The sequence below is a fragment of the Streptomyces sp. NPDC046349 genome (assembly GCF_055587885.1).
In genome coordinates, this window is record NZ_JBVJFK010000014.1 from 236,513 (window position 1) to 262,900 (window position 26,388).

The window sequence follows — 26,388 nt, forward strand, 5'->3', positions numbered from 1 at the left end:
GGCCGTACTCCTGTGGAAGGACTACGCGCACCGGCCCGAGCGCCTGCTGTGGCAGGTGTGCGACGGGGTGACCCTCACTGGCACGGCTGCGGAGACCCTTCGAAGCCGCGCCCCTCCTCGACGCCGTGATCCGGGCCCTGCCACGGCGCAGCGCCCGCCGGCTCCGGGCGGTCGTCGGCCGGCTCGACGCCGTCCGGGAGAGGGCTTGACCTCAAGCGAGGTTCAGGTCGGACGCTTCTGCGTATGCCGCGGCCGAACCGCAGCCCGGCACTTCACGCGTTGGGGGAACTCTCATGTCGAGCACTGCAGTTCAGAACCCGGTCCGCCGTTCCGGCTTCGGCTGGTGGAAGGTGCTGGTCGTCGGCGCGGTCGGCGCGGCCGTGGTCAATCTGATCGTTTTCGCCGTCGCCGGGCTGGCCGGCGCCTCTCTCGTCGTCGTCGACGCCGGTGAAGAACACCCGATCACCGTCGGAGGCGTCATCGGGTCTTCCGTCGTGCCCCTGCTCGTCGGGCTGGGCGCCGCCCTCCTGTTGGCCCTCTGGAAGCCGGTCTTCCTCCGGATCGCGCAGTACGCGGGCAGTGGGCTGGCCCTCCTGTCGGTCGCCGGCCCGCTGTCGGCCGACGCCGACGGCGGCACCGTCGCGGCCCTGTCCCTCATGCACCTCACCCTCGGCGTGGCGGTCTTCGCCACCCTCCGGCTCCACCGCCGCCACCGCTGACGCCGCGCACGCCGTCGTCGCCGGCGCCGTGCCCGCGGGTACGCGGACGGCGGCGTCACCTGGGCACGCACCCCGCTGGACGCAGTCGGCACGGATGTGCCGCGCGGGGTCGTCGAGGGTGGTCGGCCCGGGCCCGCTCCCGGCTCTTCCGAAGACGAACAGCCATCTCCCGCCTGGGAGTCGGAGGTGTCATCGCGGTCCGGGGGCGGCGGGCCACTACTCCGGCCCTGTTGTCGTGCGCCCGCCGGGGATCACGGCCCAGCCCCTTGGCAGGGACGTCGCCCGGCAGCCCGGCGGCGACGAGGGACATGGTCTCGGCGGTGCTGGCGGCCCCGTGCGGCGGCAATCGGGTGTCCGCCTCGTCGTGACGGGTCACCGGCGCTCGTACCAGCGGCAGGTCGAAGCGGAGTGCGGGCGGCGCCGACCTGCCGATCCGCGAGGGACGGTCTAGGACCGGGCCGCCGCCTTGCGGAGGTGGCGGTAGAGGCGGTCGCGGTCGTCGTAGAGCCCGCGGCTGTCCGTCGGGACCAGGGCGCCGTTGACCGCCATGGTGGGCGTCCCCTCGGCCGGTGACTTGCGCATCGCCTCGTCCGCGGCCTCCACGAACCCGCGGTGCCTGGTCTCCAGCACGGCCGCGTCGAACTCCGGGCCGCGCAGGCCCGGCACCTTGACGGCCATGGCCAGCAGCCGGTCCCGGGTGAACCCGCCGGCTTTGCGCACCTTCGCCTGGTGGCGGTACAGCACCTCGTGGTATTCGGTGAACCTGTTGTGGTCCACGGCGGCGCGCAGCGCGTTCGCGGCGAACTTCGACCCCGGGCCGAGGAAGGACCCCAGGGTGAACTGCAGCTGCAGTGCGTCGTTCCGGGCCGCCTGCTTCAGGTAGGGGCCGTTGCCGTCCAGCTCGAACTCGGCGCAGGCCGGGCAGCTCAGATCCTCGTACACCCGTACCGAGAGGGGAGCGGACGGGTTGCCGATCACGATCGTGGTGCCGTCCGCGGCCAGGGACTCCCGTGCCGCGGGCAGATCCGCACTCGCCGACACGTCCAGCGGGTCCTGGCCCCGCCCCCCGCTGCTCCGCCCGGTCCCGCACGCTCCGACGGACGACGCCACGGCAATCGCCGCGGCCGCACCGAGAAACCCACGTCTGGTTCTGACCTGCATCAATGCCCTTTCCCCCCTGATCAACAGGGAGACTTTACGCGCTCCCGGCCCCGACCACGCACCGGGTTTCCCCGCAACCCGCAGACCTCGCCGGGTCGCCCCCTCCTCACGCCGGATGAATACGCGAACGGATGGGACGCGCGCCCCTCACCTCCACCTTTTCAACCATGCACTTCGTCCGGCCCCTCCCGGCCCAGCCCGACCCCGCCGCCCGGGTGAGCGCCTCCTCCGTGCGGCGCTGGGGCTCGGCGGCGTCGTCCTCCTGTCGTCCGTGTCCACATCGACGAGGCCCGCGGCGACGTGCGCAGCTTCGACAACGACTGGAGTACCCGGGACGTCCCGCGGGCCACGGCTCGTGCCGGCCAGGAACGCATCCGCAACCGGCTGTCGGAGCACGGCTGGAAGCCCACCGGGGAGAACACGTCCGGCATGGGCTTCCGCTTCGAGCATCCGACACCGGCGGCAAGGTCGATGTGCGCTGGTACGAGGGGGCCGGGACGCTCGCCGTCGGCCTCTTCGCGCCCTGCGGAAAGGTCCCCGACGGCTTCGACCGGTAGGCGGGCCGGCCGTCCCGGGCCGGAGGCCGCCGGCGTGATCACACCCGGCCGAGGTCCGAACTCACCCACCGGGCCGGACGCATGTGGATCACCACCTGCTCCCCGTGGTTCTTCCACGCGTCGTCCACGTAGCCGTCCACCTTGTCGGCCGGAAGGTAGCGCGCGGAAATCGACTCCAGCTGCCCGCGCGTGGCCGGCACGACCGAGACGACCGGGCCCTCGACCGACACGTAGCGGATCGTCGGCTCCACGCGGTCGACCATCAGGCTGAACCTGCCCGCGGACGCGATCAGCCCCGCCTTGCGGGAGTCGCGTCCGGTCATGATCCAGACATCGCCGCCGGGGGAGTAGTCGTACCAGATCGGTACTGTCAGCGGGGCGCGGTCATCGCCCGCGCTCACCGAGAGGGCGGCGATGTGCGGTTCGGCGAGGAACTGCTCACGCTCGGTCCGGGACAGTGCCATGACGTCCTCCTGCTACCGGGGCGGAAACAAAGGCGTACTCCCCGAGAACACCGTCCCGGCGCCGGGCCATTCCCCGTGCGCGACACGGCCGGCGCGCCGGAACGGCGGGCGGACCCGCTTCCGAGCCGCGCGTGAAGGGCAAGGCCCCTGCACCCGAACCTGCCCGTCCGGCCGTACCGCCGGAGCAAAGGGGGCGGTGACGCTGGACGTTCCCAGTCCATGTCGCAGAGGGGATGTCGCATGCGGGCCCAGCAGACCGGTGACGAGCAGCGGAGCGTACCGCGGCGCCCGGGTGCCGCGAAAGCAGCGCGACCGGCCTGGTCCGACGGCGCAGCACCCCTGGAGCCGATGCTGCAACTCCAGCGTGCCGCCGGGAACGCGGTGGTGTCCCGCATCGTCGAGGCGCAGCGGCACACGCACACCGTGGACCGCGGGCGCATGCCCCCAGCCCGGACCAGGGCGGAGCCGTCGGGTCCCGCTCCCGTGGTCCAGCGCATGCAGCACGACGAACTGCACGGGCATCCGCCGGGTCCCGCGATCCGGGTACGGGGTCCCCGCAACTCCCGCGCCCGCGACCGAACGCCCAACGCGCTGACGGCCGCCGAATGGCAGGGTCTGCCGCAGAGCACCCGGGACGGCGCGAACAAGGAGCGGCTGGCCGTCGACGCGGATCCGCAGACACTCCAGGAGACCGATCCGCTGCTCCACTACAACCTGGGCAACGTCCGCAGGCTGGCGCCGGGCGTTCCGGCGACGGCGGGACGCAACGAGGTGCTGGAGGGCATCGGCCGAGCCGACCCGCGGACGCTCGGCCACTGGAACAGCCAGGACGCACGCGACGCGCAGCTCGGCCGCGATGCCCGAGCCACCCGCGACGCGTACACGGAGACCGCCGAGCAACGGCAGGAGCGTCACCGGACCGTCGATGGCGCTCTGGCCGGCGCCGACTCCCAGGACGCGATGGGCGACCTCGGCGCACTGTTGGAGCAGTTCGAAGGCGTGGCCATCGGCGGCAGCCACTCCGGGGCACGCATCTGGCAGTTCCTGTGTGCGCACATGGAGCAGATCGAGGCCGCCGGCGTGCGCACCCTCTACCTGGAGAGCATCCGGGACGACGGATACCAGACGCACGTCGACGCGTACCTCGACGGCGGGACCATGAGCCCCGAGCTGGAGGCATTCGTCTCCCGCTACGACCGCAGCATGAACCTGGGCGCGGCCGGGCTCAGAGCGGTGCTGGAAGCCGCCAGGACGCACCACATCCGGGTCAAGGGCCTGGACGGCCGACCGGCGCGCCGTCCCGCGATGTCGGCGACGGCCCTCTACGAACGCGTCGCGGCCATGAACACCTATGCCGCCCAGGTCGTCACCGACGACCGGCGCCGTCCGTCCGGGACGGGCGGCTACCTCATGGAGCTGGGCAGCGCGCACACCGGCATGTACGAGGGACCGCCGGTGAACGCGTCGGTGCACGGCGCCGAGTTCCGGGCGGGAGAGGGTTTTCCCGGCGTGGACGACCTGCTGGGCATCCCGGCGGTCGGCTACCAGGACGACGGCCGCTTCCGCCGCCTGTCCAACTCCTGACGGCCGGGCCGGGCGTCCCCGTCCGGCCGGCGGGGGTGAGCCGGTGAAGCGGGCCTGTGTCGGCGGGCCCGGCTGGCGGCGCGGTACGTCGGCTGTCAGCCTGGAAGAGAAGCCGTTGCGGCGGAACGAGCCATGGGCCGCCATCGCGCGACCTGGCACTTCCACCGCCGGAAACCACAGTTCGTGTTCGCGGGAGGTGGACTTCCTTGAGCAGGCACGCTCCACTCACCAGAACCGCACGGAGTCTCGCGTTGGCCGGAGTCCTGTCGGCCGCAGTGGTACCCATATCGGCGGCACCTGCGGCGGCAGTCGTGTGCGACGCTGCGGCTGCCGCCCGAGCGCCGAGCGGCAGCAACGACACCGCCGTACGGAACGCGCTGGTGTGCCTCATCAACAACCAACGCACACAGAGGGGGCTGGCCGCCCTCACCACGAACCAGGCACTGACAACCGCGGCGCAGCAGCACGCGGCCGCTGCGGTGCAGCTGAAGTGGTGGGGACCGGGTAAGGACTCGCACCGCAATCCGCAGACCGGTTCGACACCGCAGAGCCGGATCAGGGCCGCGGGCTACTGCCCGAATCCCACGTCATGGGCGGTTGCCGAGATCACGTACACGGGCTGGGGCGGTTCGGGGACTCCGAACGCCGCGGTCAACTGGTGGATGAACGTCAGTACGTGGGGGCACCGCCAGATCATCCTCGACCCGTCGATGCGGGAGATCGGCGCCTGGGCCCAGCCGGGTGCGGCCGACCGGGCCGGAGCCGGAGCGAGCCAGGCCGGAACCTATGTGGTGACTTTCGGGCGCTGCCAGCAGTGAACCCCGCGGCCCCGGCGTACGAGCCGGCCTAAAGGCAGATCACGGCCTTCCCGTGCACGCGTCCCGCCCTCAGGTCGCGGATGGCGTCAGGAACCTCCGCCAGCGGGTAACTGCGGTGGACGGCCGGGGAGATCGAGCCCGCCTCCAGGAGCTCCGTGAGGGCCTCGAGATCGCCGGCGCGCACCACGGAGGCGAGCGGGCGGAGCCGGTGGGAGACGAAGGGCGACAGCAGCAGCGCCCCGAGGGCGCGTTCGTTTCCGCCGAGCCAGCGGCCGCCTCCCTCCCCGCCGACGATGACGAGGGCCCCGCGCGGGGTGAGTGCGCCTCGCAGGCGGGTGAGGGGGCGGTTGCCCGCGATGTCGAGGACGAGGTCGTAGCGGCGGCTGCCGTCGGCGGGGTCCTCGACCGCGTAGTCGATGACCGCGTCCGCGCCCAGGGACCGCACGAAGTCGGCCTTGGCGGCGCTGCACACGCCGGTGACGTGCGCCCCGAACGCCTTGGCCAACTGCACGGCGAAGGAGCCCACGCCTCCCGAGGCGCCGATGACCAGGACCGACTGCCCGGGCCTGACCCGGCCGGTCTCCCGCAGCGCCGTGAGAGCGCTGCACCCGGACACGGGCACGGCGGCGGCCTGCTCGAAGCCGAGGTTCCGCGGCTTCGGCGCGAGGGCGCTCTCCTTGGCGCACGCGTACTCGGCGAACGACCCCTCGCCGCTGCCGTACACATCGTCGCCCGGCCGGAAGCGGGTGACGTCCGGGCCTACGGCCTCCACCCGCCCGGCGAGGTCCATGCCCGGCACGCGGGTCCGGGGGGCCCGCAGGCCCATGGCGGCACGCACCGCGTACGGCATGCCCGCCATCAGGTGCCAGACCCCCTGGTCCACGGCTGCGGCCTGGACCCGTACGAGCACCCGGCCGCGGCCCGGGACCGGCCGTTGCGTCTCCTCGAGCCGCAACACCTCGGGCGGTCCGTACACGTCCTGGACGATGGCCTTCACGACTGGTCTCCCTCGGTCTCGGAGTACTGGAACACCGCGTCGAGCGGTACCGCGAACACGCGGGCGATCTGGAACGCCTTCTCCAGGGAGGGCGAGTACCGGCCCTGTTCGATGGCGATGACGGTCTGCCGGGTCACGCCGATCCGGCGGGCCAGCTCGGCCTGTGTCATCTCGCCGTGGGCGAAGCGCAGGGCCCGGATCCTGTTGGTCACGAGCGTCGGCCTCACCACGGCTGGAACCCCAGTCGGTAGGCGACGATCTTCGCCGTGGAGCCGAGCAGCGCCGACAACACGAAGGCCAGGTAGACGGCGTTGGCGATCCAGAACTGGTCCGCGTCGGCCATCGCCAGCGCGAGCGCGGCCACACCGCCGATCACGACGAAGGACTGTCCGACGTACTCGCCGAAGCGGTGGATCTCCCGGTCGCGCTGATCCCTGGCCCTGTCCTCTTCGGGGGTGAGGAGGGCGACGGCGGTATGGAGCGCGATCGACGCGACGACGGACGCGCCGACGGTCCACAGCAGGGCGGCCACGTACGGCGCGTCGGCGAGGGGCCCACTGCCCGGCCGGCCGAGGACGATGGCCAGGTAGGCCCCGTACGACGCGAGCGTGACCACGATCATGATCCACGCGCGTTTTTCCTCGACTGCCACGGCCACTCCTCATGTAAAGAAAACCCGACACCTCCAATGTCAAGGATTCGAGACACCATGTCAATAATTCTGTACACCGCCGAGGTGCTCCACCCCCGCCCCGACGCCCCTCGGCGGCCCGCGCGGGGCTTCTGCACATACCGGGGCCTCACCCCTCGTACGGTCACGCGCGCACCCCTGGGACCCCCGGGCAGCCTCACGTGCAGCGCCGACAGAGCGGAGAGCGCCCACATCCGCGGACCCGACGAACCCCACGCCGAGGGCCGGCTCGAGGCCGCGGCCGGCCGGCAGGGCAGCGCAACCGTCCCCGCCCCTGACTGGCCGCCACGTCCGAGGACGCGCTGCGCAACGACGGCCGGTCCGCGGCAGGAGCGGCTACCGCGCCGGGCACCACCCACGCCAATGCTTGGGCTTCTGCTTCTGACCGCACAGGACGGACAACGACACCCAAGCGTCCCGGCTCACTTCCCGGGTGCGGGCGTTCGAGGGCGGGGGGTGATGTCGTCTGCCTCCTAACCTTGTTCTTCATCTTCGGTGGTCTGTGGCCGGGTAAAACGGGCCCATGGAGGCGTCGAGCTCTTCGATGATCTTTCGGAGTTCGCGGGCTCCGCGAGGCGACATCGCTCGGATCACGCCGTCGAGTAGGGCACGGCCATCGAGAGGGTTGCCACAGCAGTACCAGTGCGCGTTGCCGAACTCGTCGTCGTGCCAGAGGTCGCGTGCGGGGCGGTGGACGTAGTCCTTCCACAGGCGCAATGCCGCGCTGATGTCGCCCGGCTGAAGATAGTTCCGAGTGCGTTCAAGGCGAACTATCTCGGACAACGCTCGCGAGGAGAGGCGGTCGATGGCCGGCCTTGAGTGCCGCGAATGCTGGCGGTCCGGGATGCTGGCCCGGATATGCCCTGGCCGTCTACGCGGCATGGGCCTTTCGGTTGATCGTCATGCAGTACAGGGTGCCACGTTCTCGAACGGCGTCTCGAACGAGTTCGCTCGCACAGGGATTCGCCGCCCTACCGCCGTACTTCGTACGGCCCGGGGGGCGGATCTGCCCCACGCCTTGGCGCCGGGGAGCGGTAGGGCGGGGCACTACTGGATGTGTGCCTTGACCTCATCATGGACATGTTCGTCGGTGCGCAGTTCACTGTGGCCCAAGCAGTCGGTAGTGCGGTTGAGTGCCCCGGCCAGAGTGACGCTGTCGGGCGGGTTGACGACTTGGTCGCAGGGGGAACGCCAGGTGGCATAGCGCGTGGCGCCCGGGGTCTCGTCACCGGCGTTGAGGGCGTTGAGGAAGGTGGAGCCGGGTCGCATTTCGACGCAGGGAGCGCCGGCGCACAGGCGAGCGGTGTGGGTGCCGTGATTGGGGCCGGCCAGGGAGACCCATGCGTCGACCTTGTCGGCGCCGCCAAGGTGCTTGAGGTAGTGGCGGGAGGACAGGGCGCCCATCGAGTGGCTGACGATATCGACCTTGGTGGCGCCCGTACGCTTCAGGACACGGTCGATCTCCTCGGCGAGTTGCTCGGCGGTGGTGGCATTGGACTGCGTGTGGTTGTAGCTCCACTGGTCGAGGTGGCTGTGCGGCCACCCGTCGGTGTGGAGTCGGTCGGCCAGGGCCTGCCAGGGCGAGGGGTCCGGGTTCCAGCCGTGCACGAACACCACGGGATCGGGGGTGAGCGCTTCGGCTGAAACGACCTGCGCGGTTGCGGGAGAGGCGGTGGGAAGCAGCGGCACGACGGCAAGGAGGAGCACGCGCGCGCTCCGTACCAGGATTTTGCTCATGCCCTGTTGTGTACCGCGCCGCGGCGGATTCTCCGGGGCTCTCCTGCGCTCACTCACCCGCCCGGGGGCAGTGATTCACCGCAGAAACGTGACGGCGCCGGACGATCCCGCCCCGGGCCCGCGGCTCTGCCTCGGCCGCCCCAGGGGTCGGCGGGGGGGAAGTGAAGGAGACCCAGGGCGACCGACGTTCGGTGAGGGCGGGGCGGAAGCTGCTCACGCGGCATGTTCGCACCCCGCCGCCCCGGCGCCCCCGGACTACCCGGCCGCCTGAACGGCCCGGGCAAAGCCTCGTGGAGCCGGCTGTTATGGGCCGGACCGGTCGGCGCGGCGGCCACACCGTGCTCGGATTCCGGACAGGGGCGCGAGCTGGCGCGCGGTCAGGTGCGTGCACCCGTTAGCGGCGACCAGCAGGGCCTGGCCCCTCCGGCGGCAGGCTCACGGCCGGCCTTACAGGCCGCGTCCGCGTCGACCCGTCGCAGTATCGTCAGCGGCTTGCGGAACTGCTGTGGGCCCAGGTGGGAGTGGAGGCCTGACCCTGGTCGGGCCCATCCGCAGGTCGCCTGCCCTTGGAACACGTGGGGTGCTGCGACGGCCCACGCCGTCGGCACACGTGAGCCACACGCCGAGGCCACCGGACGTCCGCGTCCCCAGTCCGCCGAGGACGGTGCGTTGCCGGCCGGCGAGGGCGACGGCAGCTCGCAACCCTGTCGGCATTCCGGATCCTCGCGAATGGCGTGGTCGGTGCTCGGAAACGGCGCCGCGCCGGCCGACTGGCCGCCAGGTCCCTCTCGAACGCGCCTCGGTGCCGTTCCGAACCACACCGCCGGACGCGGCTTATTGCGCATAGGTTGACCTGGACAGAGGCACGGCCCAGGCATGTGGCCGCCTTCACGGGCACCGGAGGACGACTTGATCACAGCGCAGCACTGGATCGACGCCCTCGGGCTGGAAGCCCATATCGAAGGCGGATACTTCCGGCGGACCTTCCAGGCTGATCACCGTCCGCGCATCCCGACACCCGCTGGTGAGCGCTACACGCTGACCTCCATCCACTACCTCCTCACGCACTGGTCACCCGTGGGTCACTGGCACGTCAACCGATCCGACGTCCTGCACTTCCACCACCACGGCGAACCGATCACCTATCACCTGCTCCACCCCGACGGTCGCTACAGCCGCGCCGTCCTCGGGCAGGACGTCGGCCGAGAAGAGGTCCTCACCCTGGCCGTGCCCGGAGGGGTCTGGAAGGCCTCCCACCTCGTCGCCGGTGACCACGCCCTGATCAGTGAAGCCGTGGCGCCCGGTTTCGACTACGCCGACATGACCCTGGCCCGCCCGGACGAGCTCATGACCCGTTTCCCCGAGCACGCCGACCTCGTCCAGCGCTACTGCCGACCGGGTCGCCCGTAGCGCGACCAGGCAGTTCTGCTTCTTTTCGAGGGGGGGGCGGTGTCGGCCGAGCGGCGGCGGAGTGCATACGGTGAGGTCTGGAAGTCGCTCGCGCCGGTGCGGGCAGCACGGCGTGGGGCGGCCAGCCCGCTTCCGCCCGACTCGCTGTTGTGATGGGAGGCCCCGGGGTTCCTTGCTCGGGCGGCGCCCAGACCTCGTCGTTCAGGACGGTGACGACTGAGACGAGGGCCGTCCTCAACGGGCTTCCGGCAGCCGACGGGAGGGTGGCGAGGTGGAAGGGCCCTGACAGCGTCCGGGCAAGGGTTACCTGCCCCGCCGGAAGGCGGCCGGCAGGTCGGCGGTCGGGCTGCCCGCGATCCAGCGGACGACTGGCTGGCGTGCGAAACCTCACTGGACCGAAGCACGGCCTGAGCCGGTGTCGCACCCCGTCGTCCTCAGCTGCCTCGCGGTGTCGTGTGCCGTCCTCCCGCGCCAGCCGAGGAGCCGCTTCGCAGCGGCGGACTCGTCCTCCAAGCTCCCTCCGCGTCCGCCCCCTCCCCCGGCGCCCGGACAGCACACGGAAAAAGAAGCGGCCCCGAGGAAGCGGGCGCACTCCGGCCAGTCCGGCCAGGGCCAGTATCTGGTACCGCTGACCACGATGCGGATCTCGAGTTGCGCTTACTGCAGCTTCGCCCCTTCGGTCCACGCAGTGAACCGACCGGGAACGTGGGGAGCGGAAAGCAGAAGGACCCACCCATGACGGGGTTGGTCAGTTCTTGCGTTCGGGCGGGTCAGCGGGACCCGACGAGACGGTGGTGCACCAGGCAGCGCTGCGGATGCGGTTCATCGGGCACGCAGTGGTCCGGGAGCAGCGGGGCACGTGCCCGCACAGTCGGAGCGGGAGCGTACGACGGTCCGGGCGGGCCTCGGACACCAGCGGGAGCCAGGCCGTGCGCACGGGCTTCCCGTTGCCGCGCGTCCGGCGCTGGTCAACGGGCCACCCGGCGTCGTCGCGCTCGACATCCTCACCGATCCCGAGCATCTCGCCCGCAACGGCCTGGGCGTCTTCGACGACTGATCGGCCGTACGCCCCGGCCCCGCCGCCCCTCCCCGCCGCCCCGCCCGCGTGCGGGGCGGTTGCGGCCCGGGCCCCGGGCGGCCTACGGAGGCAACTGGCGGGCTCCATAAGGGAACCGACGGACCGACGGGTGGGAGCGGGGTGCCGGCCCTTACCGCTCGTGACGGAAAGAATTCAGGAGGTAGTAATTAGGTGAATTCCTGACTGAATTCCCGTCAACAAGCCTCCGCATCATATCTCGATTTGATAACAACCCGACCGGAAAGGACTGGACCTTTCCTGCGCAACGCGCGTAACTCGCTTGTTTTTATTGCAAGTTGAGTGTTCGTCAAATCATGCCGACAGGTAACGGAATGATTTCTCGGACCACGCCCCCGTTTGTCCGAATTCTCCGCAGCATTCGTCTGGCAGGCTTCCGCGCACCCACTAGTCCGACATCGATTTGAGGTGCCCATGACAGGACGTCGCAGACGTGCAGCCGACCACCGCCGTAAACCCCGGCGGTTGATACTCGCCACCGCCGCCGTGGCAGCAGGAGCGGTGATAGCCGCGGGCATCGCCTACTCCGGGCTCGGAGACGGAGCCCAGGCCGCCGACACCGTCGAGGCCGCCGCCTCCGCTCCGGCCGCCGCCCCCGCCCGCGACAAGGAGCCGGAACCGCTCTCCGCGGCGCCCGCCAACGAGAGCGCGCGCGGGATGGTCTACGACGGCCTTCAGCCCGCGCCCAAGGGCGACCGCTGCGTCGGCGTCTACCGCACGGGGGACGGGCACTGCACCCATGGTCCCGACGCACCGCCCAAGGGCGTCGACATCACCAAGGAGATCCCGCCGGCCGTCAAGGAGACGGCACCGGCGGCCGATCCGGCCAAGCCCTCCACCGACGACCCGGCCACCAAGGAAGGCGGCGGGCGTCCTCAGGACGCGCCCGCGGCCGACGCCGCGGCCACCAAGGACAGCGCGCCCCAGCCGGCCGCCGCAGAGGGGGGCCAGGCCGTCGCCGCAGGGCCCGCGGGCCAGACCGTCCAGTGCGACGGTGACGGCAGCACCGGCAACCGCGTGCAGGTCGTGTACGTCCACGCCCCCGGCAAGGACCGCTACTCCGAGTACGTGGCCTCGTTCCGCAAGTGGGCGGCCGACGCCGACCTGATCTACTCGGCGAGCGCCAAGGAGACCGGCGGCGTACGGCACATCCGCTACGTCACCGCCGCGGACTGCACGCCCACCGTGCTCAACATAGAGCTCCCGGCCAACGCCCTGGCGGAGTTCAGCGCGACGAACAACGCACTCGCCGCCAAGGGCCTCGACCGCCGCGACCGCAAGTACATGATCTTCGCCGACAGCCAGGTCTACTGCGGCATCGGCACCTTCGCGGGCGACGAGCGTCCCGGCCAGGCCAACCAGAGCAACTTCGGCCCGTCCTACGGCCGTACGGACTCGGGCTGCTGGGGCGGTCACACCGCGGCGCACGAGCTCGGCCACAACCTGGGCGCCGTGAACAACAGCGCACCGAACACCAGCCGTGGCGCGCACTGCACCGACGAGTACGACGTCATGTGCTACTCGGACACCCCGTACTACCCGAAGATGCGCAACATCTGCACCAACCAGGCGTCCGAGAACATCCTGGACTGCAACCACGACGACTACTTCCACACCAGTCCCAAGCCGGGCAGCTACCTGGCCACGCACTGGAACATCGCCGACAACCAGTTCCTGATGAAGAGCAAGGGCGGAGGCGGCGGCACGGACCCCGGTCCCAACCCGAACCCGACACCCACGAAGAAGCCGAGCCCCACGCCGACCAAGAAGCCCACGGGCGGACCGACCGCGACGGCGGCCCAGATCCAGTCCGACTCCGTCGTGGTGAGCTGGCCCAAGGTCGAGGGCACCGCCTGGTACCAGGTCATGCTGAACGGCAAGCACCTGGCATGGGTCCAGTCGCAGGTACTGCGCATCTACAACCTCCAGCCCAACACCTCGTACACGGTGACCGTTTCCGCCCGTGACGCCTCCGGCCGCGACAGCGGTCCCGGGAAGGCGGCGACCTTCCGTACGACCGGCGCCGGCGGCGGGGCGACCACCCCGGGCAGCCGCTACACGCTCGGCAACGGCAGCACCGGCATGGCCGCCGAGGTGTGGGGCGGCCGCACCGCCGACGGCACCGTGCTTGTCGGCGGCCGCGCCAACGGCTACGCCCAGCAGCAGTGGTACTTCGACGACGCGGGCAGCGGGCAGGTCCGCATCCGGTCCGCGGTCTCCGGCAAGTGCCTCCAGCCGGGCTCCGCGCCCGCCCCGGGCATGTGGGTCTCGCAGCAGCCCTGCGACAAGAACAACGGCGCGCAGGCCTGGAAGCTGACGACCCGCGGTGGCGCGGTGACCGTCACGGATGCGAGCGGCGGCTTCGCCCTCACCGTCAGCAACCGCCCCTACTACGGGAACTGGCTGCTCGACCTCCAGCGTGCGGACGGCCGCGCGGCGCAGGCCTGGACCCTCCAGAAGTCCGGCTGAGCACTGCCGCCACGCCCGGACGCCCAGGCGCTCGCACGCCCTGGCGCCGGGACCACCCCGTGACGCCGTGATCCCACCCCGGCGGACGGCCGCCCCCGTGCGGCCGTCCGCCGGGTTCCCCTCATCTCGACCGGAGCACCCGACGATGCGCATAAGAATCGCTCTCTCGGCCACCCTGACCGCACTCGGTCTCATGTTCCTGATCCCCACCGCCGCCCATGCCCACGGAGACACCCTGAAGGTGGTGGTGACCGGGCAACGCGCCGGCCACGTCACCACAGACATCACCTGGGAGAACGACGGGGACGCCGTCGACGAGACCGTCGCCGCCACCGTGAACGCGGTCAGCGTCGACGGCACCCGCACGATGGGCCCCTGGCGCCTGGTCCGCGACCCGGCGGCAGCGCCCGCCGGCTGGACCACGGCCGAGACGCTGCCGCCCGGTTCGTGGAAGGTCACGGTCGAGGTGGGGTTCCCCGCACTCGGCAAGGGTGAACTCGAAGTCGGCGTGCCCGTGGTGGACCCGGCGCCGACCACCGGCGCGGCGAGCACCGGTGGTGCGGCCGGCGGTACTCCGGCCGTCTCGGCCCCGACGCCCGACGCAGCTTCCGGCTCCGGCTCCGGCTCCGCCGCGGCGACCTCCGCGGACTCGTCGTCCTCCGCTCCGGCTCCCTCCGGTACGCGGGCGGCGGCCGGCGCCGACGGGGACGCCGTCTGGTGGACCACGGCGGGTGTGGCGGTGACCGCCCTGGCCGGGGCGGGCGTCGGCCTGCTGCTGCGCCGCCGCCGGATGCGCGGCGCGTGCAGGACGTCATAGCCGGTTCGCCGACCGGTCGGGCCGGGCCGCACGAACCCGGCCTGATCGGAATGACGCCTCTACCAGGCGTTTGCCTCCCGGGTCGCCGCCGCCACAGCCCGGGCGAGCCCGTCCGCTCCCCGAGGGGCGAGTCCGAGGAACAGATTGGGCTCGATGAGCTCCAGTTCCATCACCACCGGCTCCCGGGCCTCGTCCAGCACCAGGTCCACCCGGGCGAACAGAGGTTCGCCCGCGCCGGGCGCCGCGGCGAGCGCCGCCCTCGCCGTGCGCAACTCCGCCCCCGTCGGGGTGTGGAGCGCGGCGCCGGGATGCGCCACGCGGGAATTGTCCATCTGCCCGGGCTCGGTCAGCAGGGCCTGCTTGCGGATCGCGTGGCTGAAGGTCCCGGCGAAGAAGACCAGGGCGCGCTCGCCCTCCTCCACCAGCGGCAGGTACGGCTGGACCATCGCGGTACGGCCCTGCTCCAGCAGCATGCCGGCGTGGCGTACGGCGTCCGCCGCGCGGCCCGGCTCGTAGCGTGCGGTGTCCCGCGCGCCGGCGGAGACGGAGGGCTTGACCACCACTCCGTGGGGGCCGTCGAAGTCCTCCTCGGCGCACTCTTCGCCCGGTGCGATGCAGCGGGTCGGCACCACGGGAACCCCTCGCGCGGCGAGGTCGAGCAGGTAGTGCTTGTCGCTGTTCCAGCGCACCAGCGGGGCCGGATTCCACAGCCGGGTGACGCGGGCCGTGGCATCGGCCCAGGCGAGGAACTCGCCGAGCCGTCCGACGTAGTCCCAGGTCGAGCGGATGACGGCCAGGTCGAAACCTCGCCATTGCCGGGGGTCCGCGTCCCAGGCCACCGGCTCCGCGGAAAGACCCGCCGTGTGCAGGGCCTCCAGCAGCATCGGCAGGTCGGCGTCCTGGTCGAGTCCGGTGTCGCTCGTCACGACCGCGACCCTCGCTGCACCCATCCGGCTGTCCCGTCCTCTCGTTCCTGGCCGGCCCTGCGACCGGACCCCGGCGGTCACCTTCGCACAGGCAGGTCCGCGGACCCTGCGGCGGCGTATGCGCCGGTGGCGGACGGGAACCCCGGCGGGGATTCGAGCGTCGTAGCGGATGGTGTCGTGCTGCTGCACATCCCGGCGCGACGGGACACTCCAGGACAGGTCGGGGCAGGACGGGAACGGGCGGGACGGATGGGCGGGGCTTCGGCCGGGCAGAGGGACGGCGGTGCGGCCGGCGGTGTGCGTTGGATCGCCCGGTGGCGGACGGCCGGGGGTACTCGCGGGCGGGTTCTCGCCCTGCTCGCCCTGCTGACCGCCGCGGTGCTGACGTTCCACTCCGCCGTACCCGATGCCGTCGGGCGCCTCGGCAGCCTTCTCGAGGCGTTCCTGCCCTGGCTGGGCCTGGCGGTTCCACTGCTCCTCGTGGCGGCGCTCGTGCGCCGGTCGGCCGTGGCTCTCGTGGCGCTGCTGCTGCCCGCCGTGGCGTGGCTGGGCCAGTTCGGCGGGCTGCTCCTGCCCGAGCAGAGCGGCGCCCCCCACCTCACGGTGGTCCAGCACAACGTCAGCGACGAGAACCCGGACCCGGCGGGCACGGCGGCCGCCCTGGCCGCTGCCGCACCGGAGCTCGTCGCCCTGGAGGAGGTGACCCCCGCCGCTCTGCCGGCCTACGAGGCGGCGCTGGAGTCGCGGTACCCGCATCACGCGGTCGAGGGCACGGTCGGCCTCTGGTCGAGGTACCCGCTGACGGACGTACGGCGCCTGGACATCAAGCCGGCGGCGATCGGGGAGGGCTGGAGCCGCGGCCTGCGGGCCGGAGTGCGCACCCCGCAGGGCGAGATCGCGGTGTACGTCGCCCACCTGCCCTCGGTCCGCATCCGGCCGTCCGGCTTCGCCTCGCAGCTGCGGGACGAGAGCGCGCGACTGCTGGGCGCGGCCGTCGCCGCCGAGCCGGTGGACCGGGTGGTCCTGCTCGGCGACCTGAACGGCACCGTGGACGACCGCGGGCTCGCTCCGTTGACCTCACGGATGGCGGCGCCCCGGCGGGGGTTCGCCCTCAGCTGGCCCGCGTCCTTCCCGGTGTCCCGGATCGACCAGGTGCTGGCGCGGTCGGCGACCGTCGCCGGGATCCGGACGCTTCCCGCCACCGGCAGCGACCACCTGCCGGTGGTCGCCCGCATCACCTGGGACCCCGCGACCGGCTCGCGGCCGGATTCCCGCGGGCGCTGAAGCGGCCTGCGTCAGTCGGCGGCCCGGCGCCTGCCCCGTGGGCGGCGCGGGTACGGCAGGAGCCGCGGCGGACGTCTGGCCGCCAGGTCCTCGACCCAGCCGAAGGTCAGCACCAGCAGTCCGAGCAGCGGTATGGCCACCAGCAGCGTGAACCACTGGCTGGCCAGCAGCCACTGGAAGTTCGCGTAGACGAAGGGGACGCTCCACAGCGGGTCGATCAGCGGGATGGCGACCACCAGGGCGACCTGGTGCCAGAGGTAGACGCTGACGGCGCGTGCGTTGAGCAGGCCGACCAGGCCGTTCCAGCGCTCCAGCGGCCTGGGCCACCGGTCCCAGGACGGGCTGACGTGCAGCAGGATGGCGACGAAGCCGATGGACCACAGGGCCTGGGCGATCGGCCAGGACTCGATGTCGGTCGGCACGGTCGGGTCGACCGGACGGGTCTGCAGGTACCACAGGGCCGCCACCATGATCAGCGGCGCGACGGACGGCAGCACGTACTGCGGGATCCTCCTGAGGAGCCCCTCCTGGTGGGCCATGCCGAGGACCCAGCAGGCACCGAAGGTGGCGAAGTCGTTGGCGGTCTCCCAGACCCGGCCGTAGATGAACTCCTGGTCGAGGAGGAACACGTTCATGACGATCACCATCGCCAGGGGGGCGGCCAGCGTAGCCACCGGGAACCGTCGCAAGGCCCGCAGCAGCAGCGGCGAGAGCAGCACGTACCAGAGGTAGGCCCGGAGGTACCAGAGCGGGACGGTGATCTGCGCGGCCCACGTGGATTCCACGAGCTGGAAGCCGGACAGCTCGTCCGCGTACGGCGGGGTGCTCAGCGGCAGGATCCAGAAGGCCAGCTTGGACCACCACCATCCAGGGTGGCCCTCGGACTGGGGGCCCCAGCCGGCGTGGATCTGGAGGGCGATCAGGACGGCGCCGAACAGCCACATCGGCGGCAGCAGTCGGCGCAGTCGGCCGCGGATCACGCCGAGGGCGGGACGGCTGAGCGAGCGGGCCATCAGCGCTCCGGCCAGGGCGAACATCACGCCCATCGACGGGAAGACGAGGGGCAGCCAGAACCAGCCGAAATTGTGGTAGAGCATCACGCGGGCCAGCGCCAGCGCGCGCAGCAGGTCGAAGTAGCGGTTCCGGCCGCCCTCGTGCCCGGTCGGCACCGGCGCCTGCGGCTCCGGCTGCGGCTCCGGCTCAGCTCGTAGAGCGGCGGGAACCCTCAGCTGGACGGTGTCCCGGGTGCGACCGGGTTCGGTTGATGCGTACACGGTCATGCCTCCACCGGTACGGCGACCTCGCCGGTGCGCCGGAGCTTCTGCCAGCGCAGCCGGCCACCGGTCATCGCCGTGATCGCGGACTGAAGGAGGACGATGTACATCAGCTGCCGGTAGACAAGTTGCTGGATCGGCAGGCTGATGAGGTGCCAGGGCTTCTCGTTGTCGAGCCGGAAGGCGTACCAGGACAGTGCGGCCTGGAGCAGGATGAAGCCGCCCCAGCTGGTGAGGGTGATCGGGGCGTCCCCGAACAGCACGCCGTACAGCAGGAACAGGTCGACCAGGGGTGCCAGCAGGGGGGCGATCACGCCGAACAGCACGACGAGCGGCAGCCCGATCCGGCCGAAGCGCCCGGCCGGGCCGCGGGCGGTCACGGCGCCGCGGTGCTTCCACATCGCCTGCATGCTGCCGTAGCTCCAGCGGTACCGCTGGGACCAGAGCTGCTGGAGGCTGGCGGGAGCCTCGGTCCAGGCGCGGGCGTGTTCGGCGTAGACGATCCGCCAGCCGTCGCAGAGCACCGCGATGGTGATGTCGGTGTCCTCGGCGAGGGTGTCGTCGCTCATGCCGCCGACCCGCCGCAGGGCCTCCTTGCGGAAGGCGCCGACCGCGCCGGGGATGGTGGGGATGACGCCCAGCATGTCGTACATGCGGCGGTCCAGGTTGTGGCCGAGGACGTACTCGATGTGCTGCCAGGCGCCGATCAGGCTCTCGCGGTTTCCGACCTTGGCATTGCCCGCGACGGCGCCGATCGACGGGTCGCCGAAGGGCTGGACCAGCTCCCGCACGGTGGACGGCTCGAAGACGGTGTCACCGTCCATCATCACGATGATGTCGTGCGAGGCGGCCGCGATACCGGTGTTGAGGGCGCTGGACTTGCCGCCGTTGGCCTTGCGGATCAACCGGACGAACGGCAGGGCCATCTCCTCGACGATGTCCGCGGTGCCGTCCGTGGAGCCGTCGTCGATGACGATCACCTCGATCGGATGGTCGCTGGCGGCCAGGGAGTGGAGGGTGTTGGCTATGCACTCGCGCTCGTTGTAGGCCGGGACCAGTACGGTGACCCGTTCGGTGACGGGCCTCCCCCATGCGTCCCGGCGTTTGGAACGGCGGGCGTGGATCGGTGCGAGGACGAGCATCAGCGCGAACCGTCCGAAGTTGAGGAAGCCGACGAGGGCCAGCAGCCCGACCAGCACCGGCAGCGTGCGCACGGCGACCTGGGTGGCCCAGATGAATCCCTTGCCCGCCCAGAGCTGGAATCCGTGCACCGGCACGGTCGCGCTGGAGGCGCCCAGTGCCTCGGAGATGGTGGTGAAGCGGTAGCCCTGGGCCTGCAGTTTGTCGATGATCTGCACGAGCGCGGCAAGGGTCTGGGTGCGGTCGCCGCCCGCGTCGTGCAGCAGGATCAGCGCCCCCGCACCGGGCTTGGCCGGCATCGCCGCCTTGACGATCGCGTCCACGCCGGGGCGCTTCCAGTCCTCGGTGTCGCGGTCGATGAACGCGGTGAGGTAGCCGCGCGCACCCACGTACTTGATCACCGGGTAGTTCCAGTCGTCCATCGCGGTGGCGTCGGAGGAGTAGGGCGGGCGGAACAACGCGGAGTGGACGCCCGCGACGCCGGCCAACGCCAGCTGCGTCTGCGCCAGCTCCCAGCTGATCCGGGCGTGGGACTGGTACACCAGGTCCGGGTGGGTGAAGGTGTGCACCCCGAGTTCGTGGCCGCCCGCGACGATTTGCCGGATCAGGTCCGGGTTGCGCGTGGTCATCGCGCCGGTCACGAAGAAGTCCGCACGGATCTTGCGGGCCGCGAGCAGCTCGAGGATCTTCGGAGTCCACTCCGGCGAAGGGCCGTCGTCGAAGCTCAGAACGGCGGTGCGGTCGGGGATGTGGTAGCTCACGGGGTGCTCGTTCTTCGCGCCGCGCGCGTCGATGACCGGACCGCCCTTGAGCAGGTTCTGCGGGACCGTCGTCTTGTCGACGGAGATCGCGATGCGGGAGTCGTGGAACGCCTCGTTGGTGGCGAGGCCGCGCAGGACGAGGAGGGCGAGCAGGCAGGCCAGCAGGGACAGCGGCATGAAGAAGCGCAGCGGCGGCGCGGCCAGTCGGCGCGGCCTGAGCAGGGACTGCCGGCGGCGCTGGTGGCGGGACAATGACGCTCCTGGAGGCGGTGGTGCGGGTGATCAGGGTTGCTTGGCCGGACGGGCCGATGGTTTCGCGCCGTTCGGCGCGGGGGCGGCGGGCTTCGAAGCGGGGGACGCGGGCTTCGGCGGGGCTGCGGCGGACTTCGAGGGGGCGGCAGAGGATTTCGCCCCTGGAGTCGCAGACCGCGTGACCTTCCGAGGTGGCGACGCCGCGGCCGACGCCGACGACCCCGAGGACGGGGTCGGCGACAGCGGCGGCGCAGGTGAGCGCGAGGGCTGCGCGGGTATGCCCATCGCCGGGGCGTCCGCCTGCACGCCGATCAGGCTGCCCCCCATGGCGATCGCCAGCACTGCTCCGACCACGGAGACCGGCCAGCCGAAACCCCGCAGGAGACGGCCGCGCAGGCCCGACTGGTCGACGAACACCGGTGCGGGAGCGGACTCCTCGGCATCCGACTCGGACATTTCAAACTTCGGCTGGTATGTCGACCCGCGTTGCACAGGGGTGATGACTGGGCGCACCTTGCGAGGCCTTTCATTGCAGGGTACGGAGACCGCGGGATCGCAGGGCGAACGCTAGTGCACCGGACTGAGGCGGCTTGGCCCGGATGTCCGATTTGAAGTGATCTACTCGGAGGTCGTGACCGGATCGAAACGGAATACGTAATACCGGTTAGTAGGGCCGCTCGCACCTCGGTCCGGGCCTGATCAGTGCACGTTCAGCCGGTCCTGCGGCACGGGGACCGGAGGGGCCGGCGGGCCGGGGGCCGCCCGGCGGCCACCCCGGCGGTCACGGCGGCGGTCACCGCGCGCCTAGGATGACGCACTCGTCGGATCAGCAGCTGATCCCCCTGCAGAGGGCGTGTCCAGGTACCGCCTCTACGCCCCAAGGAGCCCGTGTGAGCCAGCCCCACCGCACCCGTCGTTCCCGCGTGTGGACCGCGCTCGCGCTACCTGCCCTCCTGTGCGTGCTCGCAGCGTGTTCCGGCGGCCCGGGTGGCGATGGCGCCGCGTCCGCCTCGAGCGCCTCGCCGACCCCGTCCGGCCCGCCGGGAACCCTGTTCGACAGCTTCCACTACAGCGGTCCGGACGATCCCGCGCTCGCCGCCCACGGTTGGGAAGTCCGCACCGGCGGCGGCGGCCCGGGCATCAAGGACACCTGGACCGCGTCCGGCGCGAGCTTCCCCTCCGACGCGACCGCCCAGGGCGGCAGGGTCCTGCAGCTGCGGTCCTCCACGGACGGCACCAAGCAGGGCACCGGGCAGGTCGAAATGCAGGGGACCGGCAAGAACCTCTTCACCGGGACCTACGCCGCCCGGGTCCACTTCAGCGACAAGCCCACGAGCGGCCGCAACGGCGACCACGTGGTCCAGACGTTCTTCCCGATCTCCCCCTCGGACGCCTCGGACGACTACAGCGAACTCGACTTCGAGTACCTGCCGAACGGCGGCTGGGGCACGGCGGGTCCCCGGCTCGACAACGTCAGCTGGTACAAGGCCGATCCGCCGGACCGGGTCAACCACACGCTCAAGCAGCGCATCGAGGGCTGGCACACCCTGATGATCACCGCGATGAACGGATCGGTCACCTACTCCCTGGACGGCAAGACGCTGTTCACCAGCTCCGGCAAGTACGTCCCGCGCGAGAAGATGGACATCCACTTCAGCAACTGGTTCATCGACCTGCCCTTCACCGGCGGCCCGCGCACGTGGGACGTGAAGGTCAACTGGGTCTACTACAAGGCCGATGAGGCTGTTTCCCCCGCGGATGTCCAAAAGACGGTGGACGGCTTCTACAGTGCCGGCACCGACTACGTGAACACCGTGCCGAAGGCCTGACCTTCCTCACTCCGCCGTCGGCGCGGGGTTCTCGGGAGCGTCGAGGAGCTCGGGCCCGTTGTTGCGCACGTCGTTGACCGCCGTCGACACGGCCCGGACGTCCAGCCGGCCGCCCCCGGGCGCGGCGAGCAGGGCACGCAGTGCGTCCGCGTCCTGGTGGGCGGGGTCGAGCCAGGCGTCGTAGTCGGCGGGGGCGAGCGCGAGCGGCATACGGGGGTGGACGCGGCCGGCCGCGTCGGTCGCCTCGGTGGTGATGATCGTGCAGGTCGCCCACCACGCCGCCGGATCGTCGTCGGCGACGCCGGGGTCGCGCCAGAACTCGTAGAGCCCGGCCATCGCCATGACGGCACCGTCCTCGGGGCGGATGAAGTACGGCTGCTTGTAGGCCTTCACGCCGGCGGAGGCGGGTACGGCCTGCCACTCGTAGAACCCGTCCGCCGGCAGCAGGCAGCGGCGCTGGGCGAAGGCACGCCGGTAGGCGGGCTTCTCGTGCACCGTCTCCACGCGCGCATTGATCATCTTCGGGCCGCCGGACGGGCTCTTCGACCACGACGGCACCAGGCCCCACCGCAGGGGCCTCAGCCTGCGCTCCAGCAGCCCGCTCTCCCGGTCGGCGCGCTCCAGCACCGCCCAGACCGCGTCGGTGGGCGCGACGTTCCAGCTGGGCTCCAGCACATGCCCCGGATCCGGGGGCGCCGCCTGGAAGAGGCCGGAGAGGTCCTCGGGTCCACGGGTGGAGACGTAACGGCCGCACATGTCCTCCACCTTGCCACTTGGCGGCGGATTCGGCCGGTTGCGCCGCGGACCGGGCCGGGCGCATGGGGCGGACCGGGCTACGCGCGGGGCGGAGCAGAACCGTCCGGCCGCTGGACCCCGTGCACGCGAAGCGCGAGTTGGAGCTCCAGGGCCCGCTCCGGGCGCTGCCAGTCGCGGCCGAGCAGGCGGCCTATCCGGTCCAGGCGCTGCACCACGGTGTTGACGTGCACGTGGAGGGCCTCCGCCGCCCGGGCCTGGCTCGTGCCCTGGTCGAAGTAGGTCCGGAGGGTGTGCACGAGTTCGGTGCCGCGCTTGGCGTCGTAGTCGAGCACGGGGCCCAGGGTCCGGCGCACGTATCCGCCGAGGTCGGTCCGGTCGCCGAGCAGTACGCCGAGGAAGCCCAGGTCGGCCAGGGCGGCGCCGGAGCCCTCCCGGCCGAGCGCGTGCAGGGCGGTCCGGCAGCGGAGGGCTTCGGCATGGGCGTCGGGGAACCGCCGCGGCCCGATGACCGGGCCGGCGGCGCCGACCGTGACGGGGCCGGCGAGGACCTGACCCAGCTCGGCCGCCAGGCTCGCGGCACCGCGACCACATCCGGATCCGGATTGCGATCCGGGTCCGGGTCCGGGGTGCTCGGCCGGGAGGACGAGAACCACGTCGTCGTGGTGCAGCCCCGACATCCCCTTGCGGGAGTGCGCGACGCGGGTGGCGGCGGCCAGCAGCCGCTGCCTGGGGGCGGTGGCGGAGTGCAGGACGAACACCGCCTGCGGGTGGTCCAGGTTCACTCCGACCCGGCGGGCTCGGGCCGGCAGGCCCGCCGGGTCCGCGGCACCGGTGAGGAGGTCGCCGAGGAGTTCGCCCCGCACGCGGTCCTCGGTCTCGGCCACCGAGCGGCGCTGCAGCAGCAGCAGGGCCGTGACGACTGCGGCCCGCTCGAAGAGGCGGCGGTCTGCGTCACCGAGGTCGGGGCGGCCGGTCAGGGCGATGCTCCCCAGCAGCTCGGGGCCCGCGAGGACGGCGCACACCCAGGTGCCCTCGGCCGGCACGGCGCGCCCTCCGGTGCGGGACGCGCCGACGGCCCGGGCGGACGGCGGCCCGGAATCGGTGGCGGACCGGGCGAGTTCGGTTCCGTCGGCATCGTGGATCAGGGTGCCGCCCTGCAGGACGGTGCCGATGGCGGTGGCGACGTCGGAGATGTCCGCGCCGCGCAGCACCAGGTCGGTCAGCCGGTCGTGGGCTTCCTCGGCCCGCCGCATGGCCTCGCTGTGCGCCTCGATGGTCCGCGAGGCCTGGTTGAGGTCGACGAGTGCGCTGCGGGTCTCCTCGAGCAGGCGGGCGCTGTCGATGGCGATGGCGGCGTGGTCGGCGAGGGAGGACAGGAGGGCCACCTCCTCGGGTATGAAGGTGCGGGCGGTGCGGTCCGCCGCGTACAGGACGCCGATCACCCGGGTGCCCAGGCGCAGGGGCACGCCGAGGATGGCCCGCAGCCCCTCCTCCGCGACGGCGCCGTCGATCGTCGTGGTGTGCCGGAAGCGCTGGTCGTCGCGGTAGTCGCCGGTGGAGTAGGGGCGGGCCGTCTCCGCGACCAGACCGCCGAGGCCCTCCCCCATGCCGAGGCGGACCTGCTGGAACGCGGCGGAGACCGAGCCGTCGGTCACCCGCATGTAGGTGTCGCCGGCCTCGTCGTCGTTCAGGGACAGGTACGTCACGTCCGTGCCCAGGAGGAGTTTGGCGCGGCGGACGATGGCCTTCAGCACGGCGTCCAGGTCCCTGAGCCGGGCCAGATCACCGGCGGTGTCGAAGAGCGCGGCGAGTTCGGCTTCGCGGCGGCGGTGCTGGCCGAGCGTGCGGCGGATGCGGAGCGCGACCCGAGTGGCGTCCGCGACCACGGCCGCCTCCGGTTCGGCGAGGTGGGGGCCGCGGGCCGACGCGGCCGGTGGTGCGAACTGCTCGGCCGGGGCGCCCCGGTCGAGCAGGTCCAGCAGATGGCGCAGGTGGCGCAGGGCGCTCGAGGACTCCTCGGGGCTGGCGTCGGCGGTGGCGCTCGCGGTGTTTGCGCTGGTGGGCATCGGGCGCTCTCCGTCGTCGTGGTGGCCGGGGCCGGCCGGACACCGGCGGCGGCGGTGCCCGGCCTGCGGCCGGTCCGGGGTCCGGTTCAGGTGTCGGCGGGCACCGGTTCGGGCCCGGTCGTGCGCGGGACGGCAACCGAGCCGTCTGCCGGTGCGTGTTCGCGGGCCAGGCTACGCCCGCGGGTCTCCTTGGCGGCCAGCACGGTCAGCGTGGTCACCGCTGCTGCGGCACCCAGGTAGATCGAGACGGGTACGGAGGAGTCGTAGTCGTTCAGCAGGGCCACGGCCACGATCGGGGCGAGGGCGCCACCGACGACGGAGGCGAGCTGGGAGCCCATCGAGGCACCGGAGTAGCGGACCTCGGTGGCGAACATCTCGGAGATGAATGCGGCCTGCGGTCCGTACATCGCGCCGTGCAGGAGCAGCCCTACGGTCACGGCGGCGACGATCCCCGGGAAGGACCTGGAGTCCAGCAGGGCGAAGAACGCGAACGCCCAGCCGATCATGCCGACCGAGCCGATGAGGGTGACGGCGCGTCGGCCGATGCGGTCGGAGAGCGCTCCCCACGCGGGGATGGCCGCGAAATGGACGGCGGAGCCGATCAGGACGGCGTTCAGGCCGTCGCTCTTGGGCAGGCCGAGGTGGCTGGTGACGTAGACGAGGAGGAAGGCGGTGATGACGTAGTAGGAGATGTTCTCGCCGAGGCGGGTGCCGATCGCGGTCAGGACGCCGCGCCAGTTCGTACGGAACACCTCCGTCACGGGCGGCTTCGCCACGACACCGGCGGCGGCCCGCTGTGCGGCCTTGGCCTGTGCCTCCAGGAAGACCGGGGACTCGGACACGGATATCCGGATCCACAGGCCGATCAGTACGAGCACACCGGAGAGCAGGAAGGGGATGCGCCAGCCCCAGGCGAGGAAGGCCTCGTCGGACTGGACGGCGGCGAGGAGCGCGAGAACGCCGGTGGCCAGCAGGTTGCCGCCGGGAGCCCCCGCCTGGGGCCAGGAGGCCCAGAAGCCGCGGTTGCCGTCGTTGCCGTGCTCGGATACCAGCAGCACCGCACCGCCCCACTCCCCGCCCAGCGCGAACCCCTGGATGAGGCGCAGGAGGGTGAGGAGGACCGGCGCGCCGACGCCGATGCTCGCGTGGGTGGGCAGCAGGCCCATGGCGAAGGTGGCGCCGCCCATGAGGAGCAGGCTGAGGACGAGGAGCTGCTTGCGGCCGATCCTGTCACCGTAGTGGCCGAAGACGAGGCCGCCGAGGGGGCGGGCGGCGAAGCCGATCGCGTAGGTGAGGAAGGCGAGGAGGGTGCCGACCAGGGGTTCGCTGTCGGGGAAGAACAGCTCGTTGAAGACCAGCGCGGCGGCGGAGCCGTAGAGGAAGAAGTCGTACCACTCGATGGTGGTGCCGATCAGGCTCGCTGCGACGATTCTCCGGATGCCGGACGGGGCCGGGGCGGCGGCCGTTGCGGGGGAGGTCATGTGCACCACTTCCCGGGGGTCTGCGGGGACGTTCCGTGTGGCCACACCGTAGAAGCACGCAGTGCGGCGGCGTATGTGGCAGGGCATCACATTCGGGGA

21 protein-coding genes are annotated in these 26,388 nt (G+C 71.8%); 9 read left to right on the top strand and 12 right to left on the bottom strand.

Going from position 1 to position 26,388, the window contains the following annotated elements; all coding sequences use genetic code 11:
- The first annotated feature begins 293 nt into the window (after positions 1-293).
- A complete protein-coding gene (locus ACZ6JS_RS30160) occupies positions 294-719 on the top strand; it encodes a DUF6069 family protein (protein WP_469302589.1) in 426 nt (141 codons plus the stop codon).
- Between the two features lie 447 nt (positions 720-1,166).
- On the opposite strand, the gene ACZ6JS_RS30165 is transcribed toward ACZ6JS_RS30160, so the two are convergent.
- Together ACZ6JS_RS30165 and ACZ6JS_RS30170 are read right to left on the bottom strand one after the other, a co-directional pair.
- Complete coding sequence (locus tag ACZ6JS_RS30165) at positions 1,167-1,760, bottom strand: DsbA family protein (RefSeq protein WP_469302591.1); 594 nt, start codon at positions 1,758-1,760, stop codon at positions 1,167-1,169.
- A 715-nt stretch (positions 1,761-2,475) separates the two neighbouring features.
- On the bottom strand, positions 2,476-2,901 hold the full coding sequence (locus ACZ6JS_RS30170; protein ID WP_469302592.1) for a pyridoxamine 5'-phosphate oxidase family protein: 426 nt from the start codon (positions 2,899-2,901) through the stop codon (positions 2,476-2,478).
- Between the two features lie 240 nt (positions 2,902-3,141).
- Between ACZ6JS_RS30170 and ACZ6JS_RS30175 the strand changes: the two genes are divergently transcribed.
- Both ACZ6JS_RS30175 and ACZ6JS_RS30180 read left to right on the top strand, forming a co-directional pair.
- Positions 3,142-4,485, top strand: a complete 1,344-nt coding sequence (locus ACZ6JS_RS30175) for a TraB/GumN family protein (protein ID WP_469302594.1) — start codon at positions 3,142-3,144, stop codon at positions 4,483-4,485.
- A 311-nt stretch (positions 4,486-4,796) separates the two neighbouring features.
- Positions 4,797-5,303, top strand: coding sequence for a CAP domain-containing protein (locus ACZ6JS_RS30180; protein ID WP_469302596.1), 507 nt, complete (start codon positions 4,797-4,799; stop codon positions 5,301-5,303).
- A gap of 28 nt (positions 5,304-5,331) precedes the next feature.
- On the opposite strand, the gene ACZ6JS_RS30185 is transcribed toward ACZ6JS_RS30180, so the two are convergent.
- The 4 genes from ACZ6JS_RS30185 to ACZ6JS_RS30200 form a co-directional block, all read right to left on the bottom strand.
- Positions 5,332-6,300 (bottom strand): NAD(P)-dependent alcohol dehydrogenase, encoded by a 969-nt coding sequence (locus ACZ6JS_RS30185; protein WP_469302598.1) that lies wholly within the window; start codon positions 6,298-6,300, stop codon positions 5,332-5,334.
- Positions 6,297-6,512 carry a helix-turn-helix transcriptional regulator gene (locus ACZ6JS_RS30190; RefSeq protein ID WP_469302600.1) on the bottom strand — a complete coding sequence of 72 codons (216 nt, stop codon included), beginning with the start codon at positions 6,510-6,512 and terminating at the stop codon, positions 6,297-6,299. The genes ACZ6JS_RS30185 and ACZ6JS_RS30190 overlap by 4 nt, the downstream gene beginning before the upstream one ends.
- A gap of 11 nt (positions 6,513-6,523) precedes the next feature.
- A complete protein-coding gene (locus ACZ6JS_RS30195; RefSeq protein WP_469302602.1) occupies positions 6,524-6,952 on the bottom strand; it encodes a hypothetical protein in 429 nt (142 codons plus the stop codon).
- A 1,086-nt stretch (positions 6,953-8,038) separates the two neighbouring features.
- Complete coding sequence (locus ACZ6JS_RS30200) at positions 8,039-8,728, bottom strand: esterase/lipase family protein (RefSeq protein WP_469302604.1); 690 nt, start codon at positions 8,726-8,728, stop codon at positions 8,039-8,041.
- A 909-nt stretch (positions 8,729-9,637) separates the two neighbouring features.
- On the opposite strand from ACZ6JS_RS30200, the gene ACZ6JS_RS30205 reads away from it, so the two are divergent.
- The 4 genes from ACZ6JS_RS30205 (at position 9,638) to ACZ6JS_RS30220 (ending at position 14,520) form a co-directional block, all read left to right on the top strand.
- On the top strand, positions 9,638-10,138 hold the full coding sequence (locus ACZ6JS_RS30205) for a cupin domain-containing protein (protein WP_469302606.1): 501 nt from the start codon (positions 9,638-9,640) through the stop codon (positions 10,136-10,138).
- Positions 10,139-10,997: 859 nt separating this feature from the next.
- Positions 10,998-11,195, top strand: a complete 198-nt coding sequence (locus ACZ6JS_RS30210) for a hypothetical protein (RefSeq protein WP_469302608.1) — start codon at positions 10,998-11,000, stop codon at positions 11,193-11,195.
- A gap of 504 nt (positions 11,196-11,699) precedes the next feature.
- Positions 11,700-13,703 carry an RICIN domain-containing protein gene (locus ACZ6JS_RS30215; RefSeq protein ID WP_469302609.1) on the top strand — a complete coding sequence of 668 codons (2,004 nt, stop codon included), beginning with the start codon at positions 11,700-11,702 and terminating at the stop codon, positions 13,701-13,703.
- Between the two features lie 145 nt (positions 13,704-13,848).
- Positions 13,849-14,520: a hypothetical protein gene (locus ACZ6JS_RS30220; RefSeq protein ID WP_469302611.1), complete on the top strand. Its 672-nt coding sequence runs from the start codon at positions 13,849-13,851 to the stop codon at positions 14,518-14,520.
- A gap of 59 nt (positions 14,521-14,579) precedes the next feature.
- Here the strand turns inward: ACZ6JS_RS30220 and ACZ6JS_RS30225 are convergent, their stop codons facing one another.
- Positions 14,580-15,446, bottom strand: a complete 867-nt coding sequence (locus ACZ6JS_RS30225) for an ATP-grasp domain-containing protein (protein ID WP_469302613.1) — start codon at positions 15,444-15,446, stop codon at positions 14,580-14,582.
- Positions 15,447-15,695: 249 nt separating this feature from the next.
- Between ACZ6JS_RS30225 and ACZ6JS_RS30230 the strand changes: the two genes are divergently transcribed.
- The gene (locus ACZ6JS_RS30230; RefSeq protein ID WP_469302615.1) at positions 15,696-16,730 is read left to right on the top strand and encodes an endonuclease/exonuclease/phosphatase family protein; all 1,035 of its coding nucleotides are present in this window, start codon (positions 15,696-15,698) and stop codon (positions 16,728-16,730) included.
- 11 nt (positions 16,731-16,741) lie between these two features.
- On the opposite strand, the gene ACZ6JS_RS30235 is transcribed toward ACZ6JS_RS30230, so the two are convergent.
- Together ACZ6JS_RS30235 and ACZ6JS_RS30240 are read right to left on the bottom strand one after the other, a co-directional pair.
- Complete coding sequence (locus ACZ6JS_RS30235) at positions 16,742-18,010, bottom strand: acyltransferase family protein (RefSeq protein WP_469302617.1); 1,269 nt, start codon at positions 18,008-18,010, stop codon at positions 16,742-16,744.
- Positions 18,007-20,094, bottom strand: a complete 2,088-nt coding sequence (locus tag ACZ6JS_RS30240) for a bifunctional polysaccharide deacetylase/glycosyltransferase family 2 protein (RefSeq protein WP_469302664.1) — start codon at positions 20,092-20,094, stop codon at positions 18,007-18,009. The genes ACZ6JS_RS30235 and ACZ6JS_RS30240 overlap by 4 nt, the downstream gene beginning before the upstream one ends.
- 953 nt (positions 20,095-21,047) lie before the next feature.
- Between ACZ6JS_RS30240 and ACZ6JS_RS30245 the strand changes: the two genes are divergently transcribed.
- Positions 21,048-21,986: a glycoside hydrolase family 16 protein gene (locus ACZ6JS_RS30245; protein ID WP_469302618.1), complete on the top strand. Its 939-nt coding sequence runs from the start codon at positions 21,048-21,050 to the stop codon at positions 21,984-21,986.
- A 6-nt stretch (positions 21,987-21,992) separates the two neighbouring features.
- Here ACZ6JS_RS30245 and ACZ6JS_RS30250 read toward each other — a convergent pair whose 3' ends face one another.
- The 3 genes from ACZ6JS_RS30250 to ACZ6JS_RS30260 all read right to left on the bottom strand — a co-directional run bounded on the left by ACZ6JS_RS30250 (position 21,993) and on the right by ACZ6JS_RS30260 (position 26,289).
- Positions 21,993-22,742: an SOS response-associated peptidase gene (locus tag ACZ6JS_RS30250; RefSeq protein WP_469302620.1), complete on the bottom strand. Its 750-nt coding sequence runs from the start codon at positions 22,740-22,742 to the stop codon at positions 21,993-21,995.
- A 77-nt stretch (positions 22,743-22,819) separates the two neighbouring features.
- A complete protein-coding gene (locus ACZ6JS_RS30255) occupies positions 22,820-24,808 on the bottom strand; it encodes a helix-turn-helix domain-containing protein (RefSeq protein ID WP_469302622.1) in 1,989 nt (662 codons plus the stop codon).
- An 86-nt stretch (positions 24,809-24,894) separates the two neighbouring features.
- Positions 24,895-26,289: an MFS transporter gene (locus ACZ6JS_RS30260; protein ID WP_469302624.1), complete on the bottom strand. Its 1,395-nt coding sequence runs from the start codon at positions 26,287-26,289 to the stop codon at positions 24,895-24,897.
- Between the last annotated feature and the right edge of the window lie 99 nt (positions 26,290-26,388).

What these genes read in the sequence shown, in the direction of transcription:
- ACZ6JS_RS30160 (WP_469302589.1), top strand. Translation starts at nt 294, where the DNA reads ATGTCGAGCACTGCAGTTCAGAACCCGGTCCGCCGTTCCGGCTTCGGC.
- ACZ6JS_RS30170 (WP_469302592.1), bottom strand. Translation starts at nt 2,901, where the DNA reads ATGGCACTGTCCCGGACCGAGCGTGAGCAGTTCCTCGCCGAACCGCAC.
- ACZ6JS_RS30175 (WP_469302594.1), top strand. Translation starts at nt 3,142, where the DNA reads ATGCGGGCCCAGCAGACCGGTGACGAGCAGCGGAGCGTACCGCGGCGC.
- ACZ6JS_RS30200 (WP_469302604.1), bottom strand. Translation starts at nt 8,728, where the DNA reads ATGAGCAAAATCCTGGTACGGAGCGCGCGCGTGCTCCTCCTTGCCGTC.
- ACZ6JS_RS30220 (WP_469302611.1), top strand. Translation starts at nt 13,849, where the DNA reads ATGCGCATAAGAATCGCTCTCTCGGCCACCCTGACCGCACTCGGTCTC.
- ACZ6JS_RS30230 (WP_469302615.1), top strand. Translation starts at nt 15,696, where the DNA reads ATGGGCGGGGCTTCGGCCGGGCAGAGGGACGGCGGTGCGGCCGGCGGT.
- ACZ6JS_RS30235 (WP_469302617.1), bottom strand. Translation starts at nt 18,010, where the DNA reads ATGACCGTGTACGCATCAACCGAACCCGGTCGCACCCGGGACACCGTC.
- ACZ6JS_RS30250 (WP_469302620.1), bottom strand. Translation starts at nt 22,742, where the DNA reads ATGTGCGGCCGTTACGTCTCCACCCGTGGACCCGAGGACCTCTCCGGC.
- ACZ6JS_RS30255 (WP_469302622.1), bottom strand. Translation starts at nt 24,808, where the DNA reads ATGCCCACCAGCGCAAACACCGCGAGCGCCACCGCCGACGCCAGCCCC.
- ACZ6JS_RS30260 (WP_469302624.1), bottom strand. Translation starts at nt 26,289, where the DNA reads ATGACCTCCCCCGCAACGGCCGCCGCCCCGGCCCCGTCCGGCATCCGG.